The organism is Pseudomonas sp. GL_117 (assembly GCF_057835125.1).
Window position 1 is genome coordinate 2641251 of record NZ_CM174418.1, and the last position, 19050, is coordinate 2660300.

At 61.0% G+C, this 19050-nt stretch carries 17 protein-coding genes; 9 read left to right on the forward strand and 8 right to left on the reverse strand.

Features of this window, described 5'->3' with window-relative positions:
• Window positions 1–14 precede the first annotated feature (14 nt).
• From AC3ISR_RS11885 to AC3ISR_RS11905, 5 genes are all read left to right on the forward strand, one after another.
• Window positions 15–773 (forward strand): class I SAM-dependent methyltransferase, encoded by a 759-nt coding sequence (locus tag AC3ISR_RS11885; RefSeq protein ID WP_192299705.1) that lies wholly within the window; start codon window positions 15–17, stop codon window positions 771–773.
• Window positions 774–802: 29 nt separating this feature from the next.
• Window positions 803–1255: a ribonuclease HI gene (gene rnhA / locus AC3ISR_RS11890; protein ID WP_192299704.1), complete on the forward strand. Its 453-nt coding sequence runs from the start codon at window positions 803–805 to the stop codon at window positions 1253–1255.
• 70 nt (window positions 1256–1325) lie between these two features.
• A complete protein-coding gene (gene dnaQ, locus AC3ISR_RS11895) occupies window positions 1326–2066 on the forward strand; it encodes a DNA polymerase III subunit epsilon (RefSeq protein WP_192299771.1) in 741 nt (246 codons plus the stop codon).
• Window positions 2067–2280: 214 nt separating this feature from the next.
• Complete coding sequence (locus AC3ISR_RS11900; protein WP_192299703.1) at window positions 2281–4536, forward strand: Orn/Lys/Arg family decarboxylase; 2256 nt, start codon at window positions 2281–2283, stop codon at window positions 4534–4536.
• Window positions 4537–4544: 8 nt separating this feature from the next.
• Complete coding sequence (locus AC3ISR_RS11905) at window positions 4545–5126, forward strand: GNAT family N-acetyltransferase (protein ID WP_192299702.1); 582 nt, start codon at window positions 4545–4547, stop codon at window positions 5124–5126.
• On the opposite strand, the gene AC3ISR_RS11910 is transcribed toward AC3ISR_RS11905, so the two are convergent.
• Window positions 5123–6016, reverse strand: coding sequence for a LysR substrate-binding domain-containing protein (locus tag AC3ISR_RS11910; protein WP_226457220.1), 894 nt, complete (start codon window positions 6014–6016; stop codon window positions 5123–5125). The two genes, AC3ISR_RS11905 and AC3ISR_RS11910, sit on opposite strands and share 4 nt — an antisense overlap.
• Window positions 6017–6125: 109 nt before the next feature.
• Between AC3ISR_RS11910 and AC3ISR_RS11915 the strand changes: the two genes are divergently transcribed.
• On the forward strand, window positions 6126–6470 hold the full coding sequence (locus tag AC3ISR_RS11915) for a hypothetical protein (RefSeq protein ID WP_463983973.1): 345 nt from the start codon (window positions 6126–6128) through the stop codon (window positions 6468–6470).
• 61 nt (window positions 6471–6531) lie between these two features.
• Here the strand turns inward: AC3ISR_RS11915 and AC3ISR_RS11920 are convergent, their stop codons facing one another.
• Window positions 6532–6768, reverse strand: a complete 237-nt coding sequence (locus AC3ISR_RS11920; protein WP_122310093.1) for a hypothetical protein — start codon at window positions 6766–6768, stop codon at window positions 6532–6534.
• A gap of 218 nt (window positions 6769–6986) precedes the next feature.
• Here AC3ISR_RS11920 and AC3ISR_RS11925 point away from each other — a divergent pair, with 218 nt between their 5' ends.
• Complete coding sequence (locus tag AC3ISR_RS11925; protein WP_463983972.1) at window positions 6987–7544, forward strand: NADPH-dependent FMN reductase; 558 nt, start codon at window positions 6987–6989, stop codon at window positions 7542–7544.
• A 74-nt stretch (window positions 7545–7618) separates the two neighbouring features.
• Here AC3ISR_RS11925 and poxB read toward each other — a convergent pair whose 3' ends face one another.
• Together poxB and AC3ISR_RS11935 are read right to left on the reverse strand one after the other, a co-directional pair.
• On the reverse strand, window positions 7619–9343 hold the full coding sequence (poxB, locus tag AC3ISR_RS11930) for a ubiquinone-dependent pyruvate dehydrogenase (RefSeq protein WP_463983971.1): 1725 nt from the start codon (window positions 9341–9343) through the stop codon (window positions 7619–7621).
• A 77-nt stretch (window positions 9344–9420) separates the two neighbouring features.
• Entirely contained in the window at window positions 9421–10653 is a 1233-nt protein-coding gene (locus tag AC3ISR_RS11935; RefSeq protein WP_489324762.1) for an NADH:flavin oxidoreductase/NADH oxidase family protein, read from the reverse strand.
• A gap of 72 nt (window positions 10654–10725) precedes the next feature.
• On the opposite strand from AC3ISR_RS11935, the gene AC3ISR_RS11940 reads away from it, so the two are divergent.
• On the forward strand, window positions 10726–11130 hold the full coding sequence (locus tag AC3ISR_RS11940) for a MerR family transcriptional regulator (protein ID WP_463983970.1): 405 nt from the start codon (window positions 10726–10728) through the stop codon (window positions 11128–11130).
• A 41-nt stretch (window positions 11131–11171) separates the two neighbouring features.
• Here AC3ISR_RS11940 and AC3ISR_RS11945 read toward each other — a convergent pair whose 3' ends face one another.
• Both AC3ISR_RS11945 and AC3ISR_RS11950 read right to left on the reverse strand, forming a co-directional pair.
• Window positions 11172–11666 carry a DUF934 domain-containing protein gene (locus tag AC3ISR_RS11945; RefSeq protein ID WP_192299694.1) on the reverse strand — a complete coding sequence of 165 codons (495 nt, stop codon included), beginning with the start codon at window positions 11664–11666 and terminating at the stop codon, window positions 11172–11174.
• Entirely contained in the window at window positions 11650–13308 is a 1659-nt protein-coding gene (locus AC3ISR_RS11950; RefSeq protein WP_192299693.1) for a nitrite/sulfite reductase, read from the reverse strand. The genes AC3ISR_RS11945 and AC3ISR_RS11950 overlap by 17 nt, the downstream gene beginning before the upstream one ends.
• A 423-nt stretch (window positions 13309–13731) precedes the next feature.
• On the opposite strand from AC3ISR_RS11950, the gene AC3ISR_RS11955 reads away from it, so the two are divergent.
• Window positions 13732–14799: an ABC transporter substrate-binding protein gene (locus AC3ISR_RS11955; protein ID WP_489324763.1), complete on the forward strand. Its 1068-nt coding sequence runs from the start codon at window positions 13732–13734 to the stop codon at window positions 14797–14799.
• On the opposite strand, the gene AC3ISR_RS11960 is transcribed toward AC3ISR_RS11955, so the two are convergent.
• Both AC3ISR_RS11960 and metH read right to left on the reverse strand, forming a co-directional pair.
• Window positions 14796–15014 (reverse strand): DUF2970 domain-containing protein, encoded by a 219-nt coding sequence (locus tag AC3ISR_RS11960; RefSeq protein ID WP_192299691.1) that lies wholly within the window; start codon window positions 15012–15014, stop codon window positions 14796–14798. The genes AC3ISR_RS11955 and AC3ISR_RS11960 overlap by 4 nt on opposite strands.
• A gap of 188 nt (window positions 15015–15202) precedes the next feature.
• On the reverse strand, window positions 15203–18913 hold the full coding sequence (metH, locus tag AC3ISR_RS11965) for a methionine synthase (protein ID WP_489324764.1): 3711 nt from the start codon (window positions 18911–18913) through the stop codon (window positions 15203–15205).
• Between the last annotated feature and the right edge of the window lie 137 nt (window positions 18914–19050).

Below are 19050 nucleotides of genomic sequence, written 5' to 3' on the forward strand. Positions count from 1 at the left end.
AGTTGGAGAATGCAATGACTGATAAAGCGTTCGCCCAGGCCGATCCTGAGTGGCTGGCACTGATCAGCGCGGCCCGCGAATGGCTGTCCGGGCCGATCGGGCAATTTTTGCTGGATGAAGAACGGCGCATGCTCGAAGACGAGTTGGGCCGGTTCTTTGGTGGCTACCTGGTGCATTACGGCCCGTCGGCCGAGACTCCGCCCTCGGCACCGCAGGTGCAACGCAATGTACGCCTGGGCGCGCCACTGCCGGGGGTGGAGATTGTCTGCGAGGAGCAGGCCTGGCCGCTGAGCGAGCATGCCGCCGATGTGGTGGTGTTGCAGCATGGTCTGGATTTCTGCCTGTCGCCCCACGGCCTGTTGCGTGAAGCGGCGAGCAGCGTGCGCCCGGGTGGGCATTTGTTGATTGTCGGCATCAATCCCTGGAGCAGTTGGGGGCTGCGCCATGTGTTCGCCCACGATGGGCTGCGCCAGGCGCGCTGTATCTCGCCCCAACGGGTGGGCGACTGGCTGAACCTGCTGGGCTTCGCGCTGGAGAAACGCCGCTTCGGGTGCTATCGTCCGCCGCTTGCCTCCACCAAGTGGCAGGCTCGCCTGGCCGGCTGGGAACGCCGTGCGGGTACCTGGCAACTGTCGGGTGGCGGCTTCTATTTACTGGTCGCGCGCAAGATCGCGGTGGGCCTGCGGCCGGTGCGCCAAGTGCGACGCGAGCCCATGGGCAAGCTGGTGCCGATGCCGATGGCCAAGGTCAACCGCAAGCAGAGCGAACCGTAAACCTTTTTTGATTTCAGACCGAGCAACCGATGACCGATAGCGTAGAACTCTTCACCGATGGCGCCTGCAAAGGCAACCCGGGCCCTGGCGGCTGGGGCGCGTTGCTGGTGTGCAAAGGCGTGGAGAAGGAACTGTGGGGCGGTGAACCGAACACCACCAACAACCGCATGGAGCTGATGGGTGCCATCCGTGGCCTGGAGGAACTCAAGCGCCGTTGCAACGTGCTGCTGGTGACCGACTCGCAATACGTGATGAAAGGCATCAACGAGTGGATGGTCAACTGGAAAAAACGCGGTTGGAAGACCGCCGCCAAGGAACCGGTAAAAAATGCCGACTTGTGGCAGTTGCTCGACGAGCAATGCAATCGCCATGACATTACCTGGAAATGGGTGCGCGGCCACATCGGTCACCCCGGCAACGAACGCGCCGACCAACTGGCCAACCGGGGTGTGGACGAAGTGCGGGGCTACAAGCAGGGCTGATGCCGGCTCACGTGTTAACATCGTGCCCTTTGACACACACCACACCGTTGAGAGCTGAACCCTGATGTCCATCCGATCTGTTGTACTCGATACCGAAACCACCGGCATGCCGGTGACCGACGGCCACCGGATCATTGAAATCGGCTGTGTCGAACTCATGGGTCGACGCCTGACCGGTCGTCATTTCCACGTCTACCTGCAACCGGACCGTGACAGTGACGAAGGCGCGATCGGCGTCCACGGCATCACCGACGAATTCCTCAAAGGCAAACCGCGCTTTGCCGAAGTGGCCGATGAGTTCTTCGAATTCATCAACGGCGCCCAGTTGATCATCCATAACGCGGCGTTCGACGTAGGCTTCATCAACAACGAATTCGCCCTCATGGGCCAGATGGATCGTGCGGATATTTCCAAGCACTGCTCGATCCTCGACACCCTGATGATGGCCCGTGAGCGGCACCCGGGCCAGCGCAACAGCCTCGATGCATTGTGCAAGCGTTATGGCGTCGACAACTCCGGCCGTGAACTCCACGGCGCCTTGCTCGACTCCGAGATTCTTGCCGACGTCTACCTGACCATGACCGGCGGGCAGACCAGCCTGTCCCTGGCCGGTAACGCGTCCGATGGCAGTGGTTCGGCGGAAGGTTCGGGCAACCGCCCTTCGGAAATCCGCCGCCTGCCGGCGGATCGCAAACCGACCACCATCATTCGCGCCAGCGAGCAGGATCTGGCCGAGCATGCCGCACGGTTGGAAGCGATTGCCAAGTCGGCGGGTGCGCCGGCGTTGTGGACCCAACTGAGCGAACAGTAAGCCCAGGCGGAATGCCATCCAACATGTGGGAGCTGGCTTGTGTGGGAGCGGGCTTGCTCGCGAATGCGGTGGATCAGTTACAGGGTTGTTAACTGACACACCGCATTCGCGAGCAAGCCCACATTTGATCTATATCGGCTTCGAAATCTTCATTCGCTACATCCGCTCCCAGCTTCTACCCTTGAGTGCATAGCCCCCTGGACTAACCGCGCTCATGTACAAAGACCTGAAGTTCCCTGTCCTTATCGTGCACCGCGACATCAAGGCCGATACCGTTGCCGGTGACCGGGTCCGCGGCATTGCTCGGGAGTTGGAACAAGAAGGCTTCAGTATTTTCTCTGCAATGGATTACGCCGAAGGCCGGCTGGTGGCTTCTACCCATCATGGCCTGGCGTGCATGCTGATCGCCGCCGAAGGCGCCGGGGAAAACACTCACCTGCTGCAAAATATGGTCGAACTGATCCGCCTGGCGCGGCTGCGTGCGCCCAACCTGCCGATCTTTGCCTTGGGCGAGCAAGTCACCCTGGAAAACGCTCCGGCCGATGCGATGAGCGAACTCAACCAGTTGCGCGGCATTCTCTACCTGTTTGAAGACACCGTACCGTTTCTGGCCCGCCAAGTGGCCCGTGCTGCCCGTGGCTACCTGGATGGCCTGTTGCCGCCATTCTTCAAGGCGCTGGTGCAGCACACGGCCGACTCCAACTATTCCTGGCACACTCCCGGCCATGGCGGCGGCGTGGCTTATCGCAAGAGTCCGGTGGGGCAGGCGTTTCATCAGTTCTTCGGGGAAAACACGCTGCGCTCGGACTTGTCGGTCTCCGTCCCGGAGCTGGGCTCGCTGCTGGACCACACCGGCCCCCTGGCCGAAGCCGAAGCCCGCGCTGCGCGTAACTTCGGCGCCGACCATACGTTCTTTGTGATCAACGGCACATCTACCGCGAACAAGATTGTCTGGCACTCCATGGTCGGCCGTGACGATCTGGTGCTGGTGGACCGCAACTGTCACAAGTCGGTGCTGCATTCGATCATCATGACCGGCGCGATCCCGCTGTACCTGTGCCCCGAGCGCAACGAACTGGGGATCATCGGCCCGATTCCCTTGAGTGAGTTCAGCCCGGAGTCGATCCGCGCGAAGATCGATGCCAGCCCGCTGACCCGTGGCCGTGCGCCGAAAGTGAAGATGGCAGTGGTTACCAACTCCACCTACGATGGCCTGTGTTACAACGCCGAACTGATCAAGCAGCAACTGGGCAACAGTGTCGAGGTCTTGCACTTTGACGAAGCCTGGTATGCCTATGCGGCGTTCCACGAATTTTTCGCCGGGCGCTACGGCATGGGCACTTCGCGCACGCCGGACAGCCCTCTGGTGTTCACCACCCATTCAACGCACAAGTTGCTGGCCGCATTCAGCCAGGCGTCGATGATCCATGTGCAGGACGGCGGTGCACGGCAGCTGGACCGCGACCGTTTCAATGAAGCGTTCATGATGCATATCTCCACTTCGCCGCAGTACAGCATCATTGCTTCGCTGGACGTGGCCTCGGCCATGATGGAAGGCCCGGCCGGGCGTTCGTTGCTGCAAGAGATGTTCGATGAGGCCCTGAGTTTTCGTCGCGCCCTGGCCAACCTGCGCCAGCATATCGCCGCCGAAGACTGGTGGTTTTCCATCTGGCAGCCGCCCTCCGTCGCGGGCATCGATCGGGTTGCAACCGCCGATTGGTTGTTGCATCCCGGGGATGATTGGCACGGCTTTGGCGATGTTGCCGAAGATTACGTCTTGCTTGACCCGATCAAAGTCACGCTGGTGATGCCCGGCCTCAATGCCGGTGGCGCGTTGAGCGATTGCGGGATTCCCGCTGCAGTGGTCAGCAAATTCCTCTGGGAGCGTGGGCTGGTGGTGGAAAAGACCGGGTTGTATTCCTTCCTCGTGCTGTTTTCCATGGGCATCACCAAGGGCAAGTGGAGCACCTTGCTCACCGAGTTGCTCGAATTCAAGCGCAGCTACGACGCCAATATCAGCCTGGCCAGTTGCCTGCCATCGGTTTATGCCCAAGGTACGGCGCGCTACCAAGGGCTGGGATTGCGCGACCTGTGCAACCAATTGCACAACTGCTATCGCAGCAACGCCACCGCCAAACACCTCAAGCGCATGTACACCGTGTTGCCGGAAATTGCGATGAAACCGGCCGACGCATACGACCAATTGGTTAGAGGTGAAGTGGAAGCGGTATCCATTGACGCCTTGCCAGGACGCATTGCAGCGGTAATGCTGGTGCCTTACCCGCCGGGCATCCCGCTGATCATGCCGGGGGAGCGCTTTACGGAGTCGACGCGGTCGATCATCGACTACCTGGCGTTTGCTCGCACGTTCGATAGCAGCTTTCCTGGTTTTGTCGCGGATGTTCACGGGTTGCAACACGAAGACGACGGCAGTGGTCGTTGTTACACCGTCGATTGCATCAAGGGTTAAGGATGTTTATGCAAGCTGTAATGAACCCGAAGTATCCAGGGCTCAGTGTGCGGGTCGCCGACGAAGGCTTCGATGCCTACGTGTGGGGCAATGACTTCAGCTTTGAGGTCAGCGGCTACAGCGTGCCCGAGATGGGCGCGCGGGTCGATCAATGGCGTGTGGAGCGTATCCTGCCGTACCGCAAGTGTTATGGCATCGATCCGGAGGAGTTCGCCAGTTTCCGCGATGCGCCCGACAGCGCGGTCTTCATGGCGTACCTCGACGACCGGGCGGTGGGGCATATCGTGGTCAGCACCAACTGGAATGGTTTTGCCCATGTCGATGAGCTGGCGGTGGCCCTGCCTGCGCGGCGCCACGGGGTGGCCAAGGCGTTGTTGGATGTGGCGCAGTTCTGGAGTCGCAAGAAAAACCTGCCGGGCATGATGCTGGAAACCCAGAACAACAACCTCGGGGCCTGCCGCTTGTATGAGCGTTGCGGCTATGTAATGGGCGGGATCGACCACTTACGCTATCGCGGCATTGATCCGCAGACCCGCGAGGTGGCGATTTTCTGGTATCGGCTGTTCAAGACCGAAGTCGACAAACCTTAACCGGCCAACAGGCTTTCAGCCTTCTGTGTGACGATCTCCAGCAGTGCGTTCAGTGCTGGGGACGTCACGCCGTCCTTGAGGGTCAGCGCATACAGGTTGACCATCACGGGCGGTGACAGCGGGCACGCATCCAGGCCCGCGTCGCGTGCGCCGTACGCGGTGAAGGGGTCGACGATCGCCAATCCTTCTCCCGCTTCCACCATGCTGCGCATCATCTGGTAGGTCTGCACGCGGGTCTGCACCACGGGCAGCGGGCGCAAGGCTTGCAGCTTGGCGTCCAGCAGACGGCTCAGCGGGTCCTGGCCTTCCAGGCCGATCATTGACTGGCCTGCCAGATCTTGCAGGGCGATGTACTTCTGCTTGGGCTTGAGCCAACCGTGGGGCGCGAGCAATTGCAACTTGCCCTGGGCCAGCACGCTGCTGTGGATTTGCGGGTGTTCCGGGTCATGCAGGCTCAGGCCGACCTCGGCCTCGTGCAACAGCAGGCTGCGAACGATGTCGCGGGTCGGCTGGCTGGACAGGTTGCACGGGGTGTCCTGGAAGCGTCGGCGCAGCAGCGCGATGCTTTGCGGCAACAGCTGATTGGCCAGCGGTGGCGTGCACAGGGCGCGCAGGGGTGGGGCGTGATGGTGCTTCAAGCGGCTGGCCAGGCGTTGCAGCGGCTCCAGCGCTTCGTACACATGGGCGATTTCGGCTTGCAGTTCCAGGGTTTCCCGGGTGGCCTGCAAGCGTCCGCGCACACTGGCGAACAACATGAACCCAAGCTGTTGCTCGGCGTCCTTGAGCGCTGCGTCCACATCGCCCACGCAGAGTTGCAACCATTCGGCGGCCGTGCCGAGGTGTCCGGTCTGCAAGATGGCCTGAATCACTTCGATATGACGTAAACGCATCGCCGGAGTCTATGTGCAGCGCGCCGGGGATTCAATAGAATGGCTGCGCTGATCAACAATGACCAAAGCCGGCTAGCGGCACTTACAACAAGAACAGGTCTGGTCTCATATGCCTCTACCCTCGATATTCCTCGGGGTAACGGCCAAGCAACTGCTGGTCCTGGTGACCGTGGGGTGCGTGGCTGCTTATCTCTTCAACAATCATGACGACACTGCGCCGGACAACCTGGCCCTTGAAGCGTTTGTCCGCTCTGAGGAGCAGGTGATCGAGCAGGTAGGCGCGGTGCTGGATATTGCGCTGGTCAGGCAGGTGGTCGCGCACCCCAGCAATAACGCAGCGGGCTACACGCGTTCGATGTATGCGGTGGAGGGCGAGCGGGGCAAGTTGCTGGTGACGCTGAAGGAGGTAGCGGGGGGCCGGGAAATCGAAGTCACGGAGATCCGCCGCCCCTGATCACCCCAGCCCAGCCAACGCCATGCATGGCCAGGACTGGGCTGGTAGGCAGGGCGAGGTCTTACGAAGCGAGGGTAGTTTGCGACTCGCGCACGATAATGATGCCCGACTGAATCAACTTGAACTCATCGCCTTCCAGCTTTTCTACACGGTCGCCAATGGCCAGCTTGTAGGTAGTGGTGGGCGTCGAGCCTGCCAGGTCGCCCTGCGCCGGATTGGATTCCTGGAACTCATGCACCGAATACACGCGTCCCTCTGCGTCTCTGGCATGAAACTGTCCGACTAGTACTGCTGCCATCTGTTTAGAACCTCTGGAGATAATCACTCGATTTGCGGTTCTGTAGACCGTTATGGAGCGGTGTAGTTTACCTACGTTAAAAAAATACTATTCGCTGGCGATTTCGGATGAATCCTACAAGGTGGGGCGTTTGGAGGATTATCAAAAACCTTCTGGTGAACCCGCCGCGAAGACTCTATAACTACAAGCTCCTTTATTCAGACGTCGGGAAAACCTCCATGAGCAAGGTCTACACGATTGCCGTCCTGGTTGGCAGCTTGAGAAAAGAGTCGATCAACCGCAAGGTCGCCCTGGCCCTGGCCGAACTGGCCCCTGCCAACCTCAGGTTGAAGATTGTCGAAATTGGCGATTTGCCGCTCTACAACGAGGACATCGACGGTGCAACAACGCCGGCAGCCTACAGCACTTTCCGCCAGCAGGTGAGTTCATCCGACGCGGTGTTGTTCGTGACCCCGGAATACAACCGTTCCGTGCCTGCGCCGTTGAAGAACGCGATTGACGTGGGCTCCCGTCCATACGGCCAAAGCGCCTGGAGTGGCAAGCCGGGTGCGATCATCAGTGTATCGCCAGGGGCCGTCGGTGGTTTTGGCGCCAACCATCACCTGCGCCAATCCCTGGTGTTCCTTGATGTACCGTGCATGCAGCAGCCGGAAGCTTATGTGGGCGGTGCGGGAAGCTTGTTTGATGAGGCTGGCAAGCTATCGGAAAAGACCCGGCCGTTCTTGCAGGCGTTTATCGATGCCTATGGTTCTTGGGTAGAAAAACAGAAGTCCTGACTTGGTAATGAGACCGAAGTGTGGGAGCGGGCTTGGCAGACGAGTCCGCTGCCAAGCCTTCTTACTTATTGGGTCTAGCGTAGCCAATTGGTGCGTGCCAGCTCAATGACCTCATCGCCACGGCCACTCATGACCGCCTTGAGCATGTACAGGCTGAACCCCTTGGCCTGCTCCAGCTTGATCGTCGGTGGCATCACCAGTTCCTGAGTCGCGGTTACCACATCCACCAGCACCGGCCCGTCATGGGCCAGGGCGCGGAGCAAGGCCGGTTCCAGGTCCTCGGACTGCTCCACACGAATCCCGAGGATGCCCATGGCGTTGGACATGGCGGCAAAGTCCGGGTTTTTCAGTTCGGTGCCGGCATCCAGATAACCTGCGGCTTTCATCTCCATGGCGACAAAACCCAGGGATGAGTTGTCGAACACCACCACCTTGACCGGCAGTTTCAACTGGGCCAATGAAATGAAGTCCCCCATCAGCATGGCAAAGCCACCGTCGCCGGACATTGAAATAACCTGCCGACCCGGAAACGCCGCCTGCGCGCCAATTGCCTGGGGCATGGCGTTGGCCATCGAGCCATGGTTGAACGAGCCGATCAGTCGACGCTTGCCATTCATCTTCAAGTAACGCGCGGCCCACACGGTGGGCGAGCCGACGTCGGCGGTGAAGATCGCATCGTCGTCCGCCAATTCGCTGAGCAGGCGCGCCACGTATTGTGGGTGGATCGGCCGATTGGCCTTGGACGGTTGCGCCAGGTCGTCGAGGCCTTGGCGGGCTTTCTCGTAATGCTTGAGCGAGGTCTCGAGAAAGCTGCGGTCGGCCTTGCGGGTCAGGCGCGGCAGCAGGGCAGCGATGGTTTCGCTGACGTCGGCGCAGATGCCCAGGTCCAGGGTGGTGCGGCGCCCCAGCGCTTGTGGGTCGCGGTCGACCTGGATGATCTTCGCATCGGTGGGGTAGAACTGACGGTAAGGGAAGTCCGTGCCGAGCATGATCAAGGTGTCGCAGTCGAGCATCGCATGGTAGCCGGAACTGAAGCCGATCAGGCCGGTCATGCCCACGTCGAACGGGTTGTCCCATTCCACGTGCTCTTTGCCGCGCAGGGCGTGTACCACGGGGGCGCCAAGGGCGTCGGCCAAGGCGACCACTTGATCATGGGCACCGGCACAGCCGCTGCCGCACAGCAGGGTGGTTTTCTGACTGCTTTGAAGGATTTCGCTGAGGCGTAGCAGGTCTTGTTCCGCTGGCAAGGTGCGCGGTGCGTGCAAGGCCGGCCACGGTTTGAGCTTGTCTTCCACTTCCAGCAGCGACACGTCGCCCGGAATCACCACCACCGCGACGCCGCGATTGAGGATCGCCGAGCGCATGGCGCGATGCAGCACGTGGGGCATCTGCTCGGGGCTGGTCACCAGTTCGATAAAGTGGCTGCATTCCTTGAACAGTTCCTGGGGATGGGTTTCCTGGAAGTAGTTCAGGCCAATCTCGGTGGAGGGAATCTGCGCCGCGATCGCCAGCACGGGGACGTGGTTGCGATGGCAGTCGAACAGGCCGTTGATCAAATGCAGGTTGCCGGGCCCGCAACTGCCGGCACACACCGTCAACTCGCCGGTGGCAGCGGCCTCGGCACCCGCCGCGAAGGCCGCGACTTCCTCGTGGCGCACATGCATCCACTCGATACTCTCCATGGTGCGCAGAGCGTCGGTGAGGCCATTGAGGCTGTCACCGGTCAGGCCCCAGATGCGCTTGATACCCGCCTGTTCAAGCGTGGTCGCCAATTGCTGGGCCAGGTTGATTTTCGCCATGAAAAACTCCAATCGTCAGTGAGGTTAAAAACTGCTGATCAATAGGGGACAGTTCGATCACGGCGAATGCTCCGCCTTTATTGTGAAGACTGCGCCATGGCCGCACGGTACTGCCGGGTGCGCCTGGCCAGAAACCATTGGTCACGCACCAGCGCCATGCACGGCGCTACCTTGGCGCTTGGCGCGCGACCGTGGCTGAGGCGGCGCATCTGGTGACGCACCACCGCAAGGATGGCCAGGGACGCCAGAGGCTTGCGCTTCCAGTTCATGGGCTCGAGTTGCGGGTTGGGGTCGCGCCCTTCACGCCAGTGCTGGATCACCTGCGGCTCCAGGGTCAGGGCGGTGGCGATGCCGGCCATGGCGATGCCGCTGTCGAGCACCTGTTGCACGATCGGCAGGCGGCGGATGCCGCCGGTGACCATTACCGGCATCTTGGCGATGCTTGCCAGCTCGGTGGCCATGTCCAGGAAATACGCTTCACGGGCCAGCGTGCGCCCGTCCCGCGCTTCGCCCTGCATCGCCGGCGCTTCATAGCTGCCGCCGGACAACTCCAGCAGGTCGATGGGCAACGGGTTGAGCATCTCGACCACGGCGCGCGCATCGGCCTCTGCAAAACCACCGCGCTGGAAGTCCGCCGAGTTGAGTTTGAGCGCCACGCAAAACGCCGGGCTGACGCTGGCGCGCACCGCGTGGATCACTTCCAGCAGCAGGCGTGCACGGTTTTCCAGCGAGCCACCCCAGCGGTCGTTGCGATGGTTGCTCAAGGGGGAGAGAAATTGGCTCAGCAGGTAGCCGTGGGCGCCGTGGATTTGTACCCCGGTAAACCCGGCCTTTTCGGCGAGGCGGGCGCTGGTGGCAAAACGCTTGATCACCTCCTGGATGTCGTCTTCGGTCATGGCCTGTGGCTTGGCGAACATCTTCGAGAATCCACCCAGGTCGAGGGCCACTGCAGACGGTGCCATGGCTTGCTGGCGCAGGTTGGCCGGGGTCTGGCGCCCGGGATGGCTGAGTTGCATCCAGAACTGCACGCCCCTGTCGCGTGCCACAGCGGCCCATTCGCGAAAACTGTCCAGTTGCTGCTCGTCTTCCAGGGCCACGCCACCGGGGCCGGTCATGGCGCGGCGGTCGATCATCACGTTGCCGGTGATCAGCAAGCCGGGCTCGCCCTCGGCCCAGGCCTTGTACAGTTGCTTCAATTCGCGGGACGGGGCCTGTTGCGCATCGGCCATGTTCTCTTCCATCGCGGCTTTGGCGATGCGGTTGGAGATGATCTGGCCATTGGGCAGTTGCAGGGCTTCAAAGGGTGACATGGGTTGACTCCTGAGCGGGGGAGGCCTCAGGCTAAGCTTAAAGTTAACTTTAATGTCAAGCAGGTGATGGTGATGAATATTGGCGAGCTGGCAAAGCAGAGTGGGTTGGCGGCGTCACGCATCCGCTTTTATGAAGCGCAAGGCCTGATCAGTCAGGTGGGGCGCCAGTCCAACGGCTATCGACGTTATTCGGCCGAGGCGTTGCAGACCTTGCAACTGATCCAGAGCGCACAACAGGCGGGCTTCACCTTGCAGGAGCTCAAGGCGTTGATGCCGACGCCGGGCGAACACAAGCGTGAAGAGCTGATCGAGGCATTGGAGCGCAAGGTGGCGCAGATTGAGCAGATGCAGGCGCAACTGGCCCACAGCAAGGCCCAGTTATTGGGTGTGATCGAAGCGGTTCGGGCGCAGCCGCAAGGCGTGCCGTGCTCCATGGGGCAGAAGCAGGTGCTGGCGTCGATCCAATTCAATGGATAAAAAAAGCCCTGGCAGGCCAGGGCTTGATCATGCGCTGAAACTCAGCGGCGACGGAACAGTGGCAACGGTTCATCCGTTGCAGCCTGGTACGTCACCGAGAAGTCCTTGAGGCTTTCCAGCGCTTCGTACGGGTCTTTGTCGGCGCGCAAGGCGAAGGCATCGAACCCGCAACGGTGCAGGTAGAACAACTGATCGCGCAGGATGTCGCCAATCGCACGCAGCTCGCCTTTGTAACCGTAGCGGTCACGCAGCAGGCGCGCGTTGGAGTAGTTGCGCCCGTCGGTGAAGGCCGGGAAGTTCAGGGCGATGACCTGGAAGTGTTCCACGTCGTCGCCGATTTCTTCAGCTTCTTCATCGGCGTCCAACCATACACCCAGGCCGCCGTCGCGGGCCTTGAGCGCATGAGCGTGCTCGCGCCACAGGGCCAGCGGCACGATCAGGTCGTCGCAGTTGGAGATGCCGTCGAAGCTCGCGTCCTTGGGCAGCAGGTGCCAGGTTTCGTCGAGGACTTCGTTGTTCTTAATGATTCGCTGCATAGACGCGCTCCTTGAACAGGTCAATGCCGATGCGCTGGTAGGTGTCGATGAAACGCTCATCTTCGGTGCGCTGTTCGATGTACACGTCGATCAGCTTGCCGATCACCTCGGGCATGGCTTCCTGGGCGAAGGACGGGCCGAGGATCTTGCCCAGGCTCGCGTCGCGGCTGGCGCTGCCACCCAGGGACACTTGGTAGAATTCTTCGCCTTTCTTGTCCACGCCCAGGATGCCGATGTGGCCGACGTGGTGGTGACCACAGGCATTCATGCAGCCGGAGATGTTCAGGTCCAGCTCGCCGATGTCGAACAGGTAGTCCAGGTCGTCGAAACGGCGCTGGATAGATTCGGCAATCGGGATCGACTTGGCGTTGGCCAGGGAGCAGAAGTCGCCACCCGGGCAGCAGATGATGTCGGTCAACAGGCCGATGTTCGGCGTGGCAAAACCACCTTCGCGCAGTTCGCCCCACAGGGTGAACAGTTGGCTCTGCTCAACGTCCGCGAGAATGATGTTCTGCTCGTGGGAGGTGCGCAGTTGGCCGAAGCTGTAGCGCTCGGCCAGGTCGGCGACGGCGTCCAGTTGCTTGTCGGTGATGTCACCCGGCGCAACACCCGTAGGTTTGAGCGACAGGGTCACGGCAACGTAGCCCGGCTTCTTGTGCGCCAGGGTATTGCGGCCACGCCAGCGGGCGAAACCCGGGTGCTCTGCGTCGAGGGCGGCGAGTTCGGCGTCCTGATTGGTCAGGGCCTTGTACTCGGGGTCGACGAAGTGCTTGGCGACGCGATGTACTTCGGCTTCGGTCAGAGTGGTCTGGCCGCCGCGCAGGTGTTCCATTTCAGCGTCGACTTTCTGGGCGAACACCTCAGGGGTCAGCGCTTTTACCAGGATCTTGATCCGGGCCTTGTACTTGTTGTCACGACGGCCGTAGCGGTTGTAGACCCGCAGGATGGCGTCGAGGTAGCTCAACAGGTCCTGCCACGGCAGGAACTCGTTGATGAACGCGCCGACCACCGGGGTACGGCCCAGGCCGCCACCGACCAGGACACGGAAGCCCAACTCGCCAGCGGCGTTGTACACCGGCTCCAGGCCGATATCGTGTACTTCGATGGCGGCACGGTCCGAGGTCGAGCCATTGATGGCGATCTTGAACTTGCGCGGCAGGTAGGCGAATTCCGGGTGGAAGGTGGTCCACTGGCGGACGATTTCACACCAGGGGCGCGGGTCGATCAGTTCGTCGGCGGCAACGCCGGCGAATTGGTCGGTGGTCACGTTGCGCAGGCAGTTGCCGCTGGTCTGAATGGCGTGCATCTGCACGGTGGCCAGTTCAGCCAGGATGTCCGGCACATCTTCGAGCGCCGGCCAGTTGAACTGTACGTTCTGGCGCGTACTGATGTGCGCGTAGCCTTTGTCGAAGTCGCGGGCAATCTTGGCCATCATGCGCACCTGACGCGAGGTCAGTTGGCCATAAGGCACGGCTACCCGCAGCATCGGCGCAAAGCGCTGAACATAAAGGCCATTTTGCAGGCGCAGAGGGCGGAACTCTTCTTCGCTCAGTTCACCTGCTAGGTAGCGTCGGGTCTGATCACGGAACTGCTTGACGCGGTCCTCGATGATGCGCTGATCGTATTCGTCGTATACGTACATATAGGTCCTGTTCTCGGCAAATCTGCGCGCACGGCCGCGCACTCCCAACGGAGCCGCCGCACGATACCAGTTTGCGTTTATGCGCAAAAGTGATGTTTGAGTATATGCAAATAACCAAATCGACTAATGAGAACTGTTATCGCTATACCCACATTTGTCATGCGGGCAATCTTGAACTTTACTGTGGTCGAGTCTTGATGCAGTCACCTAATAAAACCGATAAGAGGCGATGCGATGAGCAACCCAACCAAAGCCCGTAAGCCCGACAGTACCGTTGATGCCTGGGCCATTCTGTTTCTGATAATCCTGGTGGTCGGCACCGCTGTATTCTGGGTGAGCCACCAATAAACGACGTTGATTGAGCCTCGATTGAGCGGTTAATTGCCACTATCATGGCGGCCACTCTTCAAGGCTTGGATAACGATGCTGAAGGTTCTGATTAAGTGCATGTGGTTGCTGGGGGCGGCGTATGGCGCAGCGGCCCATGCGACGTCCGTGGTGTTTCTCAACCCTGGTACGTCGACGGAAACCTTCTGGGTCAGCTACACGCAATTCATGCAGGCCGCGGCCAAGGACCTCGGCCTGGATTTGCGTGTGCGTTATGCCGAACGTGATTCCGGCAACACCCTGGCGCAGGCCAGGGACACGCTGCAAGGCCCCGTACGACCCGATTATCTGATGCTGGTGAACGAGCAATATGTAGCCCCACAGATTCTGCGCATGGCCCAAGGCAGCGGGGTCAAGCTGTTGATCGTGAACAGCACGCCAACCCCCGACCAAGTGCAGATGCTCAATGAGCGCAACGACGCTCACTGGATCGGCAGCCTGGTGCCCAACGACGAAGAAGCGGGCCATATGATGCTCGTCGATCTGGTGCGCAAGCATGGGCCGATAGCCCCCGGCCAGACCCTCGACCTGCTGGCCTTTTCCGGCGCGAAGAACACGCCGTCCGCACAGTTGCGTGAACAAGGTTTGCGCCGTGCATTGGCGCAGTATCCGCAAGTGCGCCTGCGTCAGTTGGTTTATGGCGAGTGGAACCGTGAGCGGGCTTTCGAGCAAGCCACTCAGTTGTTCAAGCGCTACCCGCAGACGGCGCTGGTGTGGTCGGCCAACGATCAGATGGCGCTGGGCGCGATGCAGGCGCTGCAAGGCAGCGGGCGGGTGCCGGGAAAGGACGTGTTGTTCAGCGCGGTAAACAGTTCACCCGAGATATTGCGGGCACACCTGGACGGGCGTTTGACGACGTTGGTGGCCGGGCATTTCACCCTGGGCGGATGGGCGCTGGTCTTGATCAGTGACGATGCCAAGGGCGTGGATCTGGCCGCCCACGGCGGGCGCGATCGCCAGGCCGCGCTGTTCCAGTTGATCGATGGAGTGCAGGCCCAGCAACTGTTGGGGCCGTTGCCGGCGGTGAATTTTCGCGCACTGTCGGCCAAGGGCAAGCCCGAGTCCTACCGCTACCCGTTCAGCCTGCAACTGCTGCTGCATTAAACCCCGGCCAGTAGCAGTACCAGCTTGACGATGCCAAACAGCGTCAGTGCAAACACCGCCGTGAACAGGATACCCAGCAGCACAAAATGACTGGGCTTGCCGTGGGTAAAGTCGCGGGCGCGGTTCTTGCCGCTCTGCACGCCAAAGGCCGCCGCCATGACGCTGTGCAGCATCTGCCAGAAGGTTGGAGGCTTGTTGTTGACTGGATCGTCCATACATCCCTCGACACAAGGTGTGTGAGGGACAGCATAGCCGACGATCCTGCGAATGTACCCGCGCTGGGTGGCGAAGCCGCCCCAAATCCAGGCGCCTCGGTCTTTCTGATACACCGAGTTGCCTGGGTTTGGGGCGGCTTCGCCACCCAGCGCGGGCAAGCCCGCTCACTACAAGGGCGTGCCCAGGATCAGTTGTCGTAACCCAGGTTTGGCGCCAACCAGCGCTCGGTCACGGCCAGGTCCTGGCCTTTGCGTGCGGTGTAGCTGGTGACTTGGTCCTTGTCGATCTTGCCCACGGCAAAGTACTGCGCCTGCGGGTGCGCGAAGTACCAGCCGCTGACTGCCGCCGCCGGGAACATCGCATAGTGCTCGGTGAGGAACACGCCGCTGCGGCCGGCCTCCATCTCACGTGCCTCTGGGTCGAGCAATTGGAACAAGGTGCCTTTCTCGGTGTGATCCGGGCACGCCGGGTAGCCCGGGGCAGGGCGGATGCCGCTGTATTGCTCCTTGATCAGCGCTTCATTGTCCAGTTGCTCATCCTTGGCGTAACCCCAATAGTCCTTGCGCACTTGCTGGTGCAGCCACTCGGCGCAGGCTTCGGCCAGGCGGTCGGCCAGAGCCTTGACCATGATCGAGTTGTAGTCGTCGCCCGCGTCCTGGTAAGCCTTGGCGACTTCTTCGGCGCCGATGCCGGCGGTGGTGATAAAACCACCCACGTAGTCGGTCACGCCGCTGTCTTTTGGCGCCACGAAATCGGCCAGGGAGAAGTTCGGCTTGCCGTCGGTCTTGATGATCTGCTGGCGCAGGTGATGCAGGGTCGCCAGCGGTTGGCCGTCGTCGCCGTAGACTTCCAGGTCATCGTCCTTGACCTGGTTGGCCGGCCAGAAACCAAACACCGCACGGGCGCTGATGAGTTTTTTGTCGATCAGCTTCTTGAGCATTTCCCGCGCGTCGGCGTACAGCGTGGTAGCGGCTTCGCCTACCACTTCATCGGTCAGGATGCGCGGGAACTTGCCTGCCAGGTCCCAGGAAATAAAGAACGGCGTCCAGTCGATGTACTCGGCCAGAACGTTGAGGTCGATGTTGTCCAGCACCTTGGCGCCAGTAAATGTCGGCGTCACCGGGGTGTAGCTGCTCCAGTCGAACTGCGGCTTCTTGGCAATGGCCGCCGCGTAGCTCAGGCGTTCGGTGCGGGCACTGCGGTTGGAGGTGCGTTCGCGCACTTCCACATACTCTTCGCGGGTGCGCTCGACAAAACCGGCCTTCAGTTCCTTGGACAGCAACTGCGTGGCCACACCCACCGCACGCGAGGCGTCGGTGACGTACACCACGGCGTCGTTGCTGTACTTGGGCTCGATCTTCACCGCCGTGTGCGCCTTGGAGGTGGTCGCGCCACCGATCATCAGCGGCAGGTGGAAGTCCTGGCGCTGCATCTCACGGGCCACGTGCACCATCTCATCCAGGGACGGCGTGATCAGGCCGGACAGGCCGATGATGTCGCACTTCTGCTCCTTGGCCACCTGCAGGATCTTCTCCGCCGGCACCATCACGCCGAGGTCGACGATGTCGTAGCCGTTGCAGCCGAGCACCACACCAACGATGTTCTTGCCGATGTCATGTACGTCACCCTTCACCGTGGCCATCAGGATCTTGCCCTTGGCTTCCGGCTTGTCGCCTTTTTCCAGCTCGATGAACGGGATCAAGTGGGCCACGGCCTGTTTCATCACGCGGGCGGATTTAACCACCTGCGGCAGGAACATTTTACCGGCGCCGAACAGGTCGCCGACGATGTTCATGCCGGACATCAGCGGGCCTTCGATCACTTCGATCGGGCGCGCGAACGACAGGCGCGACTCCTCGGTGTCTTCGACGATGTGGGTGGTGATGCCCTTGACCAGTGCATGCTCCAGGCGCTTGTTGACTTCCCAGCCGCGCCACTCCTCGGTCTCGGCTTCTTTTACGCTGCCGTCGCCCTTGTACTTGTCGGCGATGGCGAGGAGGGCATCGGTGCCGTCCGGGGTGCGGTTGAGCACCACGTCTTCCACGGCGTCACGCAGCTCGGCCGGGATCTGGTCGTAGATCTCCAGCTGGCCGGCGTTGACGATACCCATGGTCAGGCCGTTGCGAATCGCATGCAGCAGGAACACCGAGTGGATCGCTTCGCGCACCGGGTTGTTGCCACGGAACGAGAACGACACGTTGGACACGCCACCGGAGGTCAGCGCATACGGCAGCTCATCGCGGATGTAGGCGCAAGCGTTGATGAAGTCGACGGCGTAGTTGTTGTGTTCTTCGATACCGGTGGCGACCGCAAAGATATTCGGGTCGAAGATGATGTCTTCCGGCGGGAAGCCGACTTCATTCACCAGGATGTCGTAGGAGCGTTTGCAGATTTCCTTCTTGCGCGCTTCGGTGTCGGCCTGGCCGGCTTCATCGAAGGCCATCACCACCACCGCGGCGCCGTAGCGCTTGCACAGCTTGGCGTGGTGGATGAACTGCTCGACGCCTTCCTTCATGCTGATGGAGTTGACGATGCCCTTGCCCTGGATGCACTTCAGGCCGGCTTCGATCACGTCCCACTTGGAGGAGTCGATCATGATCGGCACGCGGGAGATGTCTGGCTCGCCGGCGATCAGATTGAGGAAGGTCACCATGGCCTTCTTCGAATCGAGCATGCCCTCGTCCATGTTGATGTCGATCACCTGGGCGCCGGCTTCTACCTGCTGCAGGGCGACTTCGAGGGCTTCGGTGTAGTTGTCTTCCCGGATCAGCCGGGCGAACTTGGCCGAACCTGTGATGTTCGTGCGTTCGCCGACGTTGACGAACAACGAGCTGCGATCGATGGTGAACGGTTCCAGGCCCGACAGGCGGCAGGCCTTGGGAATGTCCGGAATCGGGCGCGGCGCATAACCGGCCACGGCCTGGGCGATGGCTTCAATATGGCCTGGCGTGGTGCCGCAGCAGCCGCCGACGATATTGAGGAAGCCACTCTGGGCGAATTCTTCGATGACCTTGGCGGTTTGCGATGGCAGTTCGTCGTATTCGCCGAACTCGTTGGGCAGGCCGGCGTTCGGGTGCGCGGAAACGTGGGTGTTGGCTTTGTTCGACAGCTCTTCCAGGTACGGACGCAGCTCGCTGGCGCCCAGGGCGCAGTTGAGGCCCACGGAGATCGGCTTGGCGTGGGCCACCGAGTTCCAGAACGCTTCGGTGGTCTGGCCCGACAGGGTGCGGCCGGAAGCGTCGGTGATAGTGCCGGAAATCATGATCGGCAGTTCGAGGCCCAGTTCTTCGTACACCCCTTGCACGGCAAAGATCGCGGCTTTGGCGTTGAGGGTGTCGAAGATGGTTTCGATCAGGATCAGGTCGGCGCCGCCCTCGATCAGGCCTTTGGTGGCTTCGGTGTAGTTTTCCACCAGCTCATCAAAGGTCACGTTGCGGTAGCCGGGGTTGTTCACGTCCGGCGACAACGAGCAGGTACGGCTGGTCGGGCCCAGCACGCCGGCGACGAAGCGCGGCTTGGCCGGGTTTTCCAGGGTTTTGGCGTCGGCGATCTTTCTCGCCAGGCGTGCGCCTTCTACGTTCAGCTCGTAGGCCAGTGCTTCCATGCCGTAATCGGCCATGGAAATGCGCGTGGCGTTGAAGGTATTGGTCTCAAGGATGTCGGCGCCGGCATCCAGGTAGGCTTTTTCGATACCGCCGATCACGTCCGGACGGGTGAGAACCAATAGGTCGTTGTTACCCTTGACGTCGCTCGGCCAGTCGGCGAAGCGTTTGCCGCGGTAGTCTTCTTCTTCCAGTTTGTAGCTCTGGATCATCGTGCCCATACCGCCGTCGAGGATCAGGATACGTTCCTTGAGGGCTTGATGAAGGGCTTGCAGACGAACGCTACGATCGGACATGGGACTACTCTAGGTCAGGCATTACGGAGGGCGTGAATCATAGCAAACCTGTGCCGATTTGGAGCATGTGCAGGTTTTGCATGAATATCGTTCATGTTGTCAGGGGGGGTGGCCCGGTAGAATCACCGGCAAATTTT

Excerpts from the sequence above, each read along its gene's own strand:
- AC3ISR_RS11915 (WP_463983973.1), top strand. The coding sequence starts at position 6,126 with ATGCCTCTACCCTCGATATTCCTCGGGGTAACGGCCAAGCAACTGCTG.
- AC3ISR_RS11945 (WP_192299694.1), bottom strand. The coding sequence starts at position 11,666 with ATGCAGCGAATCATTAAGAACAACGAAGTCCTCGACGAAACCTGGCAC.
- AC3ISR_RS11885 (WP_192299705.1), top strand. The coding sequence starts at position 15 with ATGACTGATAAAGCGTTCGCCCAGGCCGATCCTGAGTGGCTGGCACTG.
- AC3ISR_RS11950 (WP_192299693.1), bottom strand. The coding sequence starts at position 13,308 with ATGTACGTATACGACGAATACGATCAGCGCATCATCGAGGACCGCGTC.
- AC3ISR_RS11925 (WP_463983972.1), top strand. The coding sequence starts at position 6,987 with ATGAGCAAGGTCTACACGATTGCCGTCCTGGTTGGCAGCTTGAGAAAA.
- AC3ISR_RS11900 (WP_192299703.1), top strand. The coding sequence starts at position 2,281 with ATGTACAAAGACCTGAAGTTCCCTGTCCTTATCGTGCACCGCGACATC.
- AC3ISR_RS11935 (WP_489324762.1), bottom strand. The coding sequence starts at position 10,653 with ATGTCACCCTTTGAAGCCCTGCAACTGCCCAATGGCCAGATCATCTCC.
- rnhA (WP_192299704.1), top strand. The coding sequence starts at position 803 with ATGACCGATAGCGTAGAACTCTTCACCGATGGCGCCTGCAAAGGCAAC.
- metH (WP_489324764.1), bottom strand. The coding sequence starts at position 18,913 with ATGTCCGATCGTAGCGTTCGTCTGCAAGCCCTTCATCAAGCCCTCAAG.
- AC3ISR_RS11905 (WP_192299702.1), top strand. The coding sequence starts at position 4,545 with ATGCAAGCTGTAATGAACCCGAAGTATCCAGGGCTCAGTGTGCGGGTC.
- AC3ISR_RS11910 (WP_226457220.1), bottom strand. The coding sequence starts at position 6,016 with ATGCGTTTACGTCATATCGAAGTGATTCAGGCCATCTTGCAGACCGGA.
- poxB (WP_463983971.1), bottom strand. The coding sequence starts at position 9,343 with ATGGCGAAAATCAACCTGGCCCAGCAATTGGCGACCACGCTTGAACAG.
- AC3ISR_RS11940 (WP_463983970.1), top strand. The coding sequence starts at position 10,726 with ATGAATATTGGCGAGCTGGCAAAGCAGAGTGGGTTGGCGGCGTCACGC.
- AC3ISR_RS11955 (WP_489324763.1), top strand. The coding sequence starts at position 13,732 with ATGCTGAAGGTTCTGATTAAGTGCATGTGGTTGCTGGGGGCGGCGTAT.
- AC3ISR_RS11960 (WP_192299691.1), bottom strand. The coding sequence starts at position 15,014 with ATGGACGATCCAGTCAACAACAAGCCTCCAACCTTCTGGCAGATGCTG.
- AC3ISR_RS11920 (WP_122310093.1), bottom strand. The coding sequence starts at position 6,768 with ATGGCAGCAGTACTAGTCGGACAGTTTCATGCCAGAGACGCAGAGGGA.